Here is a 12627-nt window from a genome sequence, read left to right as displayed (position 1 = left end):
TAATTTTGATTGCAAACCTTTTATCGGCTTGTGCATTAGCACCAAAGCTAAAACAGCCCAATGATAGGAACCGCGTGCCTATTAATAAAACAATCCCTGCCGAAATCAAGCGAGGAGACAGATGAAAACAAAACAAGCAAAACCAGTGAAAGCCGAACAACTTAGAAGTTATTATGAAGAAAGCCGTGGCTTAGAACGTGATCTTATCAATGAATTTATAAGGTCGCGCAGAACGGCATGGCGTGTTGCGAGTACTGTGGGTCTTTTTGGCTTATTCGGTATGATATGTGGAGTTGTTGGATTTTCTCAACCAGCTCCAACTCCCTTAGTATTGCGCGTTGATAATGCGACGGGTGCAGTTGATCTTATCTCAATCATGCGTGAACACGAAGAAAGCTATGGTGAAGTTGTAGATAGATATTGGCTAAACCAATATGTACTTAACCGCGAAACTTACGACTACGATACTATTCAACTGAACTATGACACAACAGCACTTTTAAGTGCGGCATCTGTTCAACAAGAATATTATAAAATCTATGATGGAGAAAATGCACGGGACAAAGTGCTTTCCAACAAAGCACGTATTACAGTTAAAGTACGATCAATCCAGCCTAATGGACTCGGTCAAGCAACTGTACGTTTTACGACTCAGCAACTTGACAGCAACGGTGCTGCTACTGGACCAAAACAGCACCAAATTGCAACAATTGGTTACACCTATGTTGGTGCACCCATGAAATCATCTGATCGATTGCTTAACCCCCTTGGTTTTCAAGTAACAAGTTACCGTTCTGACCCAGAAATACTGTTGAATGATTAAGGAATTGATTGTTATGAAAAAACTTGCGTTCGTTGTTCTATTGTCTTCGTTTTCTTCTCTTTATACGGTACCTGTGCAGGCGCTCAAAAGTCCATCAAATTCACAATATGATCACCGCATTCGCTATATAACATATAACGAAGCCGATGTGGTTCAAATTGAAACAGTTCTTGGTGTGGCAACACATATTATTCTTGAAGAAGGTGAGCAGTACATAACTCATGCCTTTGGCGATTCTGAAGCTTATGCCTTTGCTCATAAAGGGCGGCATATTTTTATTAAACCAAAAGCAGAACTTGCCAATACCAATCTCATCGTTGTAACCGACAAACGGAGTTATAAATTCCGACTACAATTTCGGAATGACCGTGCGGGATCAACATATGAATTGGCTTTCCATTATCCCGATTCAAACGATGAAAAGTCAGAAGAAAACAATCGACGCCTTGCGATTGAACGTGGTTTTCACCAAAGCGTCAACGGCTATAATCTCAGTTATACCATGAGTGGTCACCAAGATATTGCTCCGATAAATGCTTGGGACAATGGGCGTATTACTTACTTTAAATTTCCCGCTAACATGGATATGCCATCGATTTATGTCGTAGATGCTGAAGGTAATGAAAGCTTAATACCACGCACCGTTATCGGCAGTTCTAATGATATTATCGCCGTTCATAAGGTCAATCCTAAATGGCTTATACGGCTTGGTAAACGCGCTCTAGCTGTTTTTAATGAAGCCTATGACCCCAATGGCGTACCAAACACAACAGGGACAGTATCTTCGGTGGTTTATCGTATCAATAAAGGAGGAAAATGATGTTTGACAATAAGGAAGGAGAGGGAAAAGGTACAAAACTGGACAACGTCGAACAAAAACATATTGAAGGTACCTATGGAGGGTCCGAACTAGGTTCTGAACGTCGTCCAACAATTCCAGGTACCCGTGCATTGTTAATGGTAGGACTTATTGTCATAGTAGCGATACCGATTGCCTTGACTTGGAAAGCTTTTAAAATGCGTAATACCGTGGAGGTTGAGGAAGAAAAACCACAACAAATAGTACAGCAAATTATACCAAACTATGTCCCTCGGATTATAGAAGAGCCAAAGATTGTAGAAGAAGCAGAAAAATCAACACAAACAGAAGATTCAAACTTGGATATTCCACCGGCATTGAGTAAACTTCTTCAAACAGCCATTCCTCCACATATGCTCCAAGATTCTGAAGAATTAGCACGCAAACGTATGCTCAGTTCTAGCCTTAACAACGGTGGTAGCGAAGGATCTACAGATACAAATAATAAAGCATCGAATAATGATAGAGGTAATGGCGTATTATTTGATAACCTTCAGCCCGTGCGTTTAGGTCAATCACATGCGATGCAACTTCGTAACCGTGACTTTTTGATTACACAGGGAACGCAAATAGATTGTACGTTAGAAACAAAAATCATTACATCACAACCCGGAATGACGACGTGTCATTTAACACGCGATATTTATTCCACGAGTGGACGTGTTGTTTTGCTTGACCGTGGTTCTAAAGTTGTTGGTTTTTACCAAAGTGGCATACAACAAGGACAAACGCGCGTGTTTGTGCAATGGTTACGCATTGAAACGCCTTCTGGTGTTGTTGTCAATCTTGACTCACCAGGCACAGGTCCTCTGGGTGAAGCGGGTATTGGTGGCTGGGTTGACAGACATTTTTGGGAACGATTTGGTAGTGCAATTATGGTAAGCATTATCGGTGATTTAGGAGAATGGGTAAGAGGAAAAGTTGGTAAAAGCAGCAAAGAAAATAAAGATAACTCACAAAATAAAGGAGCTCAGAATGCTGAATCTATAGCAATCGATGTTCTTCAAAATTCCATCAATATCACACCAACACTTTACAAAAACCAAGGCGAACGAGTAAATATTTTTGTTGCTCGTGATCTGGATTTCAGCGATGTCTACAGTCTCGTCACACGTTAACCCGATACAAAAAGATCAAGCAGTTTTTCAGCTTCTGCAACCGCTTGATTGTTTTTTAGAAGATCCCACGATCACTGAATTATCGATTTGCCGCCCCTGTGAAGTATGGACGAAAAGCTTTAAGGGTTGGCAAGTACATAACGTACCAGAGTTAACAACCACTTTTTTGCAAACGCTTATTACAGCTATTATCGTTTATAACGGTATGGCTCCCAGAAGTATTAATTATGTGCTCTTGCCTGGTGGACAACGTGGTACAATTATACAAACACCAGCTGTTGTTGATGGTGCTCTTTCCTTTGTAATTCGTAAACATTCTCTCATAGTTAAAACGTTAGAAGAACTCAAAGAAGAAGGGGCATTTGACGATTTTTCTGATGTAAGTTTTAATAAGCCTTCAGCAAAAGAAGCCAATAACTTGTTATCGAGGCAGGACTTCACACGGTTGGAACCATTTGAAGTTCAACTCTTACAAAGTAAACGTGAGGGAAAAATTCTTGAATTTTTGGAAGAATGCGTCCTTCACAAACGCAACATTATTATTGCAGGCAAAACAGGATCTGGTAAAACAACATTTGCGCGCTCTTTAATTGAAAAGGTCCCTGTAGAGGAGCGTATTATCACAATTGAAGATGTTCATGAGCTTTTTCTACCCAATCATCCCAATCATGTACATATGATTTATGGTAACAATGTAGGCCGTGTTTCAGCTGAAGAATGCCTAGATGCGTGTATGCGTCAGTCGCCTGACAGAATTTTTCTCGCTGAATTGCGAGGCAATGAAGCATGGGAATATCTCAATTCGCTCAACACTGGTCATCCCGGATCGATTACAACAACGCATGCCAACAGCGCTTTGCAAACATTTGAGCGATGTGCCACCTTGATTAAAAGATCAGAAATTGGCCGGCAACTCGAGTTAGAAATGATAAAAATCGTTCTCTATACAACAGTTGACGTAGTGTTGTTCTTTAAAGATAGAAAACTCTCTGAAGTCTTTTACGACCCGATTTTTGCTAAATCAAAAATCGCTTAAGGGGAGCTTCCTCTCTCGGTAATATGAAGCAAACAAAAATAGCCGTAACTAATTGTTACGGCTATTTATTTAACTTTTCCTATTCTCTTTGCTTCTCCAATGGATTTTCTACACTCTTCATGAAGAAAAAAAGAAAAAAGTTAATAGACAACAACTCTACGAGAAAACCAAATTATACATAAGGCTCTCTTTATTCTCTTGCCTTTGATCATTCTTTCCATTTACCTTTTGAAAAAGTATCTTTGATGCAAAAAAGAAAAAATAGCTGCAAAATAAATATTTAAACAAAAGAAAAGAATAAATTTTGATTCGCCTATCAATGAAAGCTTTGTAAAATAGGTACTTTCGATCATCACAAATAATTATCGTCATCAAGACCAAAACTTATCGTTTAAAAATTCTAAGCACTATTTTCAAGTGATTAATAAATATGTTTTTTAACCAAACAATCTCCAAATACGGAAAACCTCATACGAAATAAATTATCATTTCGATTTAGCATCCATAAACCACGTTCTATTTGGTAATAAAAAGTATAGTGGTATATAGACGTCTTCTTCGGACGAAGAAAGATTCTTAACCTCCAGTTGTTCGTAAACAACCAAATTTCTCTTAAGCAAGCTTTGCTAACCATATCACGTGGCTTATGTCCCTCTCCTAAAGACGATATCCATAGATTCCATAAGGTAAGCTCTACTCTGAATATTCCTGCTCTCTTCTCTGCACCACAAAAAGCAAAAATTCCTAAAAGAACAGATCTACAATCACTCTTCTTAAGATGCATCACATTGGCTTATAAAGAGTGTTCATTATTTTACGTGTTGGATAAAAGATCTTAGTACCGTAGGATTCTCTCATTTCAAAGCTGTTTATTAACCAAAACCATGTCTCTTGCACATTATAAGTAAATAAAGCCGTATAGAATGAAACTGTACAAAAAAGCACTAAAAATGCCTTTTATAAACCATCCAAAATGCCAAAAATTGTCACAACATTGGGAGTTTGCAAAGTGTCTAATGGCGCCCAACTTGTTCTTTTATGAAGTGTAAAAATGGAGACGCTCTATAAATTTTATATTATTCATCGGGGCTTTACCATTATACCATCCACGAGCTCTGTAGTGAAATAAGCTTAGGCACCCTAAAGAAAGGTTTCTTAAAAACAAGCTTGCAAATTGACAAGCAAAGTGTATTTGGCTCGGGACGTTCTGTTTTACATAAGGGTTTTGATCTTATTAAAGAACGAGAGAAACAAAAGCGTGAAGCAATGCGTAATCTCTATTATTTAAAAGACATTACTCTAGATGCTTTTGAAAGTCATAAAGCAGAATTAAAAATGATGCTAAAATGGAAACTGGTTTGCACCTTTACAGCTTCATATTCTCCTCAAATTAGGAGGCTGTATAGCGACTTTCAAAGATTACGCCAACAGAGATACATAATACTCTTAACTCCCATCTGATAAGTGAAAGCTGCAACAGCAAAAGCTCTTTTAGAAAAACAACGCCATAAAGTCATTAATAAACCGGCAATGAATTGGAGAAATGTTCCAGATTTTTATCAAACACTCTGCAAAGCAACAATAATGATACAACTGGCTTTGCATCTGCTTATTCTTACAGGTGTTCGTACCCATCTCTTGCATCAATTCGTGAAGATCAGATTGAAGAGGATATATGAACAATTCTTGGCTCGAGAATACGAACGGTCTGCGTGATACTACAGGAGATTTCGCATGCCATTATGATCACAAATATTAAAAATTTTAAAATAAGCACGCTTGTTTTTTCGCAATGATTTCTGTTTTCTGTAACCGGTCGTAGTCCTTATTAAGGTGAATTTCCCATCACAATATATAAGAGAGATTAGACTAAAAACCTGTCCACGTAGATTTCTCTCTCATTTACGTAATTGGCTAACAGACTCCACCTACCACACCTCAAAGGACGAAGCCTCTTAACACGCAAACTAATCTGCAAACAATCCGCCCCCTCGCCTAGCAGATTTCACCTTCTAACCACTCTAATTACCACATCCTAAATACGATAGTATTTTATGGCACAACAGAATAAATACCAAAACAATGACTGATTATACCGTTAATACTTGGACACCTCTTTTTCATGTTAAGAAATATCTTTTATGCTGAAAAATAAAAAACACTTTTACTGCTTAAACAACTTTCTTAAGCATACATACAAGAACAATGAAATACCCTAACATAATAAATAAGATCTAAACCTAGAAATCTCTATTTTTATAGATAAAAACATATAAAATCAAAACCTCCGAAACTCGTCAAAATACAACATATTTTCTTTGATGATTGAATTTATTCAACTCAAACGAACCTACAAACACCGCTTATTCCACATTCGCAACATGTGTTCTTAGAATTCTTACTATCATTTTCTAAATTTTTAGAGAAACCTATAAATTTGCTATTTTTCAAACGTCTTATCTTCTCTTTAATGAATTTAAATCTATGACGTTACAATAATTTTAAATTACTTCCCCCTTAACTGTATGATCTATCTCTACAATAGAGAGGGATTTTACGTTCTCCATTCTTTGAGAACTATAAATTTTGTTTTTTAATGCGATTAACAATCCAATCTTTAAAATAAAAAATATGACCTTTATATATATAATGATATTATCAAAAATTCCTAATCCTTGAATATTAGCAATGTTTTCGATATTACAATAAATGTGTCGTAAAATGACGAATTGTCATAATGATCACTCCTTTGTATTTCATTTAGATAATTTACATGCGTTTAATATTTGTATCAGCATTTATTTTTGTGCTATATTTATACAGAGTAATCATTTTTTATAAAAAATGATTACTTAAATCTGCATCAAAGTATAAATTATGATGCGAATTTAATAAAAATAAAAACACATGGCATATTGATTTTATTGTTTTTACATAGAACGCTATTTAAAGTATAGTTTACTCGAAAGACTAATGCCTTTTTAAAGGCAATAATAACTATACTAACCGCCTCATAGAAGCCAATAAATTTTTAGAGATTAAGCCTCAAAGAGGCACAAAAACACGCACAATTTTCTATTTTTCTTTTTACTGTTCGTTAATCGGTCAAATTTCAAAGATAATATTCAACTATGAGTTTTCTGCTCAGCCATTGCAAGGATTGCTTCTACAAGGATTGCTTAATTTTTAGAGATTACTTCGCTTTTAGAATGATTATAGCTACTGCGCCCCCATAAGCAGCCGATCTTCTTTTAGAGATTTAATTGCTAAAAGGAGATACAATTTCCCACCTTGCGCTTTATTTTGATCAATCAGTAAATTTTCAAAGGCGGCGTTCAACCATGAGTTTTTTAATTTCAGCAATCGCTTTCGCTGGATTTAATCCCTTTGGACAAGTTTGCGCACAATTCATAATCGTATGGCAACGATAAAGGCGGAAAGGATCTTCTAAATTATCAAGACGTTCACCACACATCTCATCACGTGAATCCGCAATCCAGCGATAAGCTTGAAGCAAAACAGCGGGCCCCAAATAACGATCACCGTTCCACCAATAACTTGGACATGAAGTCTGACAACACGCACACAAAATACATTCATAAAGGCCATCGATTTTTTGGCGATCGGAGTGACTTTGTAACCATTCTTTTGCAGGTTCAGGAGAAACTGTTTGCAACCAAGGCTCAATGACTCGGTGTTGTGCATAAAAACGCTTTAAATCAGGAACCAAATCTTTAACAACCGGCATGGAAGGCAACGGATAGACCTTAATGGGATGTTTTACATCATCCATCCCTTTGGTACAAGCTAATGTATTGGTTCCATCAATATTCATAGCACATGAACCACAGATGCCTTCACGGCATGATCGACGAAGTGTCAAAGTTGGATCAATATGGTTTTTAATAAACAAAAGCCCATCAAGAATCATAGGACCACAAGCAGAACGATCCACATAATAAGTATCTAAATGAGGATTTTTCTCATCATCAGGCGACCAACGATACACGTGAAATTCCGTCAGCTTTGTAGCACCTTCAGGTTTAGGCCAAACCTTTCCCGGTTTTACTTGAGAATTTTTGGGAAGCTTAATTTGTACCATATTTCATTCTCCCCTTAATAAACCCGTTTTTTAGGTGCAATGCGCTTTAAATCGATCCCACCATCAGCTTCAGATGTTAACGGGTCCACATGGACAGGTCGATATGATAATGTCACCTTACCCTCTTTTGACAAATGTGAAATCGTATGTTTACGCCAGTTTTTATCATCACGCTCTGGATAATCTTCACGAGCGTGAGCGCCACGGCTTTCTGAACGTGCTTCGGCAGAATGAACAGTCATGATTGCATTCGCCATAAGATTTTCAAGCTCTAATGTTTCAACCAAATCAGAATTCCATATCAGAGAACGATCTGTGACTTTGAGATCCGACAATTCCCCCCAGATTTTATTCATCCGTTGACATCCCTGTTTCAAAGAATCTTCTGTACGGAAGACTGCTGCGTCTTCTTGCATCGTGCGTTGCATTTTTTCACGCAATACAGCTGTTGGTATTGCCCCTTGTGCAAAACGTAAACGATCAAAACGCGCTATAATTTCGTCAACAGCTTCTTCATTGATGGGTGGAATTTCTGCATTCCGATCAATAACTTCACCCGCGCGAATGGCAGCAGCACGACCAAACACCACAAGATCAATTAATGAATTTGACCCCAAGCGGTTAGCACCATGAACAGAAGCACATCCTGCTTCTCCTACCGCCATCAGCCCTGGTTGAATACGATCAGGCGAATCAGCCGTTGGATTGAGAACTTCCCCGTAGTAATTGGTAGGAATCCCACCCATATTATAATGAACCGTTGGCAAGATGGGGATAGGCTCTTTTGTTACATCCACCCCTGCAAATATCCGTGCTGATTCTGAAATCCCTGGTAAACGCTCATGCAAGATTGCAGGATCAATATGATTGAGAACCAAATGAATATGATCCTTCTTAGGTCCAACGCCACGCCCTTCACGAATTTCAAGTGTGATACAACGCGAAACCAAGTCACGTGAAGCCAAATCCTTAAAGGAAGGTGCATAACGCTCCATAAAGCGTTCACCTTCAGAATTGATTAAATAGCCTCCTTCACCACGAGCTCCTTCTGTAATTAAGCAGCCAGAACCGTAAATCCCTGTCGGATGGAATTGCACAAACTCCATATCCTGAAGTGGCAATCCAGCGCGTGCGATCATTCCACCACCATCACCCGTACAGGTATGCGCCGATGTCGCAGAAAAATAAGCCCGTCCATAACCACCGGTTGCAAGAACAACCATTTTGGCAGAAAAACGATGTATTGTACCATCATCGAGATTCCATGCCACAACCCCCGTACAAACCCCATCCGTCATGATGAGATCGAGTGCAAAATATTCAATAAAAAATTGCGCATTATGCTTTAAGCTTTGTCCATAAAGCGTATGCAAAATGGCATGGCCTGTACGGTCAGCTGCTGCGCAAGTACGCTGAACAGGCGGACCTTCACCAAATTGTGTCGTATGTCCACCAAAAGGACGCTGATAAATTTTGCCTTCTTGCGTTCGCGAAAAAGGAACGCCATAATGTTCTAATTCATACACAGCAGCAGGAGCATTACGCACCAAATATTCCATTGCATCGGTATCGCCCAACCAATCAGAACCTTTCACGGTATCATATAAATGCCACTGCCAATTGTCAGGTCCCATATTTGAAAGCGATGCAGCAATTCCCCCTTGTGCTGCAACCGTATGTGAGCGCGTTGGAAAAACCTTCGTAATACAAGCTGTCTTTAATCCTTGTTCTGCCATACCCAGTGTCGCACGTAATCCTGCACCACCTGCCCCAACAACAACAACATCAAATTTATGATCTACAGTGCGATAAGGGGCGTTACCTGCTTTAGCACCCAGAGATGATCCTGTACCCGCCATACTTGTTTAACCCCCTAATGCAATTTTCAAAAGAGAAAAAATAATGATACCACCTATGAGAAAACAAAATAAAATATTTAACGTCAAAAAGAATATCCGAAAACCTTCACGTGGAATATAATCTTCAATCACTACCTGCATACCAAGTTTCATATGATAAAGGACCGAAAAAGTCATCAATCCCATCAAAATAGCAACAATAGGATGTGCAAGTCTTGCACGCACAATACTATAGTCCTTTCCCACAAGCGAAAGAATAAGAACAATAAAAAATATCAAAAGTGGTAGATTGATAAACCCCGTCAAACGTTCTAGCCAAAAATGCTCTGTTCCTTCATGAGCACTGCCACGCCCCCGTACTTTTCCAAGTTCCGTTCGAAAATCTTTTTTCATGTCTCTTTTCACCCCCAGCTAAACAACGGTATATCCAATAATCCAAATCGCAAAAGTAACAATAAGAGAAATAAACACTGTCGCCCAAGCAGTGACTGTTGCCTTTTCTTTTGCCAAAAGGCAAGGCTTCAGATCCCAAACAATGTGGCGAACACCACCAACCATGTGATGAACCCCTGCCAAAGTATAAAGAAACAAAATACACAATCCAAACCAAGAACTATAAATTTCGTAAACTGTTCTAAATGTCTCCTCGCCACACGCAATAGCAATTAACCAAACAGCAAGAAAAACCGTTCCAACATAAAGTGCCATACCCGTAATGCGGTGTGCAATGGACATGGCCATAGTAATTGTCCAACGATAAATACTTATATGAGGGGAACGAGGGCGCTCTTTTATCCTAGTTGTCTCTATCATAAAATATCCTGACCTGGTTTATCATAAAATATCCTGACCTGGTTTTTGCAACCGCAATGAACGAGAAAGTTCGCGCAAAACGACTAAACATACTCTCTCGTTTTTACTTGTTTGGCATCTCAAGATACCGATATTACAGGTCGGTTGTCTCAAATAACGGATTAAAGGTCACGCATAAAAAAACCGATTACTCCCCGGATATGATCCGCAAAACTCGCCTTAATCTAATACACTTTTATCTTCACGTCAAAGGTCTAAAATCTTTTCCAAATATAAACAGACATTTTTTCAGATTAAACTTATCCTTTTGAGTATCCACGATATATGCAATGGTCTCTTAAATTGCACCCATGATTAAGAATAAAAAGAGGAAAAATTGATAGATTAAACATTTTTATGTCCCCTCCAAGCCTTTTAAAAGGCAAAACGAATCAAGAAAGACACAAATAAGCGGCATAAAAGCCGCTTTTGCATAAAGTTTAGCCGATATAATCTTTACTCAGAAACTTGCTTTTCAACATCTGTGCTGACAGATGCTGCTTCTACTTTCTCAACAACCTTTTCAGCTTTTTTCCGATAATCTCTCTTTTCAGCGATACGTGCAGCTTTACCTCTCAAGCCACGTAGATAATAGAGTTTTGCACGGCGCACTTTACCACGGCGCACCAGCTCAACACCTTCAATCAAAGGAGAATAAACAGGAAATACCCTCTCCACCCCTTCGCCATAAGAAATCTTGCGTACTGTAAAGGTCTCATTCAACCCACCGCCTGAACGCGCAATACAGACACCTTCATAAGCCTGAACACGCGTCCGTGTACCTTCTGTCACACGCACCATAACACGGACTGTATCTCCTGGCTGAAATGCTGGAAATTGGCGCTTTTCTTCAATTTTTGCACATTGTTCAGCTTCAAGCTGTGCGATAATATTCATTTCTTTTATCCTTCATGTTCTTTATCGAACAGTCAGAGCGCTCAACTCTTACCAAAAAAGCCTTTATTAAGAATAAGGAGCTCTTTAGGCTATGTCTTACACAGGAGCGAATACACCATTCCTTCATTTTAATTTTGGAACTACAGAAAACCTTTTATAAAAAACTCTCTAAAAAGAGAGCCATGCAATACACCACCTTATCATATGAATCAAGTTTTCTGATGATTTTTATTATAACGCGCATAAAGATCAGGGCGACGTTGACGTGTTAACAATTCGGCTTGGCTTTGACGCCAATCTGCGATCGCTTTGTGATGACCTGAGAGCAATACAGGCGGAATACCCCGCCCTTCGAAAAGAGAAGGGCGGGTATATTGCGGATGTTCCAGCAAGTCATTTTCAAAACTTTCACACCTTGCAGAAGCTGCATTCCCCATCACTCCAGGCAGAAGACGTATAATAGCATCTAAGATAACCAATGCAGCTGTTTCACCCCCTGAAAGAATATAATCACCAATAGAAACTTCTTCTAATTCTCGTGCTTCTATGACTCGCTCATCAACCCCTTCAAAACGTCCACAAACTAACGTTACACCCGTATCACGAGCCAAGCTATGCGCGTAAGCTTGGTCAAAAGGACGCCCACGTGGACTCATCAACAATCTTGGCGAATCCTGTGGACAGCAATCAAGAGCAGCCGCCAATACATCCGCCCGCATTACCATACCAGCTCCCCCACCAGCAGGTTTATCATCAACGCTATGGTGTTTGTCTAAAGCAAAATCCCTAATCTGTACCGTCTCCAGTGACCAAATTCCACGCTCTAAAGCTTGCCCTGCTAAAGAATACCCTAAAAAACCAGGAAACATTTCAGGATAAAGGGTTAAAACGCGCGCCTGAAATTTCATTTTATTTCTTATCCTTATTTTCTTAAACAGACTCTTAATAGCAAAATAGCACAAACAAGACTTTTAACGCTATAGCGTTAATCTGAGTCTTCTTGATCTGCGCCATATTCAATACGATCCTTCTAAATACTTGCACTAAAAAAGACTCTAAAAATTCAGGACTATTTCGAGAT

11 protein-coding genes are annotated in these 12627 nt (G+C 38.9%); 5 read left to right on the top strand and 6 right to left on the bottom strand.

What is annotated here, in order from left to right; all coding sequences use genetic code 11:
• Nucleotides 1-2: 2 nt before the first annotated feature.
• From ACFINH_RS06540 to virB11, 5 genes are read left to right on the top strand one after another with little or no spacing between them, the layout of a single operon-like run.
• Nucleotides 3-125: a TrwH protein gene (locus ACFINH_RS06540; RefSeq protein WP_273757608.1), complete on the top strand. Its 123-nt coding sequence runs from the start codon at nucleotides 3-5 to the stop codon at nucleotides 123-125.
• The gene (locus tag ACFINH_RS06535; RefSeq protein ID WP_375632439.1) at nucleotides 122-823 is read left to right on the top strand and encodes a virB8 family protein; all 702 of its coding nucleotides are present in this window, start codon (nucleotides 122-124) and stop codon (nucleotides 821-823) included. The genes ACFINH_RS06540 and ACFINH_RS06535 overlap by 4 nt, the downstream gene beginning before the upstream one ends.
• A 13-nt stretch (nucleotides 824-836) precedes the next feature.
• Nucleotides 837-1643, top strand: coding sequence for a P-type conjugative transfer protein VirB9 (gene virB9 / locus ACFINH_RS06530; RefSeq protein ID WP_375606008.1), 807 nt, complete (start codon nucleotides 837-839; stop codon nucleotides 1641-1643).
• Nucleotides 1643-2800 carry a type IV secretion system protein VirB10 gene (gene virB10 / locus ACFINH_RS06525; protein ID WP_375606219.1) on the top strand — a complete coding sequence of 386 codons (1158 nt, stop codon included), beginning with the start codon at nucleotides 1643-1645 and terminating at the stop codon, nucleotides 2798-2800. The genes virB9 and virB10 overlap by 1 nt, the downstream gene beginning before the upstream one ends.
• Complete coding sequence (gene virB11, locus ACFINH_RS06520; protein ID WP_375632438.1) at nucleotides 2775-3836, top strand: P-type DNA transfer ATPase VirB11; 1062 nt, start codon at nucleotides 2775-2777, stop codon at nucleotides 3834-3836. The genes virB10 and virB11 overlap by 26 nt, the downstream gene beginning before the upstream one ends.
• A gap of 3322 nt (nucleotides 3837-7158) precedes the next feature.
• On the opposite strand, the gene ACFINH_RS06515 is transcribed toward virB11, so the two are convergent.
• From ACFINH_RS06515 to trmD, 6 genes are all read right to left on the bottom strand, one after another.
• On the bottom strand, nucleotides 7159-7938 hold the full coding sequence (locus ACFINH_RS06515; protein WP_254492569.1) for a succinate dehydrogenase iron-sulfur subunit: 780 nt from the start codon (nucleotides 7936-7938) through the stop codon (nucleotides 7159-7161).
• A 14-nt stretch (nucleotides 7939-7952) separates the two neighbouring features.
• The gene (gene sdhA / locus ACFINH_RS06510) at nucleotides 7953-9797 is read right to left on the bottom strand and encodes a succinate dehydrogenase flavoprotein subunit (protein ID WP_375620955.1); all 1845 of its coding nucleotides are present in this window, start codon (nucleotides 9795-9797) and stop codon (nucleotides 7953-7955) included.
• Nucleotides 9798-9803: 6 nt separating this feature from the next.
• Nucleotides 9804-10190, bottom strand: a complete 387-nt coding sequence (sdhD, locus tag ACFINH_RS06505) for a succinate dehydrogenase, hydrophobic membrane anchor protein (protein ID WP_375612246.1) — start codon at nucleotides 10188-10190, stop codon at nucleotides 9804-9806.
• 18 nt (nucleotides 10191-10208) lie between these two features.
• The gene (sdhC, locus tag ACFINH_RS06500; protein ID WP_375606014.1) at nucleotides 10209-10610 is read right to left on the bottom strand and encodes a succinate dehydrogenase, cytochrome b556 subunit; all 402 of its coding nucleotides are present in this window, start codon (nucleotides 10608-10610) and stop codon (nucleotides 10209-10211) included.
• Between the two features lie 495 nt (nucleotides 10611-11105).
• Nucleotides 11106-11546, bottom strand: a complete 441-nt coding sequence (rplS, locus tag ACFINH_RS06495; RefSeq protein WP_375612245.1) for a 50S ribosomal protein L19 — start codon at nucleotides 11544-11546, stop codon at nucleotides 11106-11108.
• Between the two features lie 209 nt (nucleotides 11547-11755).
• Nucleotides 11756-12454 (bottom strand): tRNA (guanosine(37)-N1)-methyltransferase TrmD, encoded by a 699-nt coding sequence (trmD, locus tag ACFINH_RS06490; protein WP_375612244.1) that lies wholly within the window; start codon nucleotides 12452-12454, stop codon nucleotides 11756-11758.
• Between the last annotated feature and the right edge of the window lie 173 nt (nucleotides 12455-12627).

Source organism: Bartonella sp. AA74HLJMH, assembly GCF_042197045.1.
GTDB lineage: Bacteria > Pseudomonadota > Alphaproteobacteria > Rhizobiales > Rhizobiaceae > Bartonella.
Note: the sequence above shows the minus strand (reverse complement) of the source record. Positions and strands in the feature narration are given on the sequence as shown.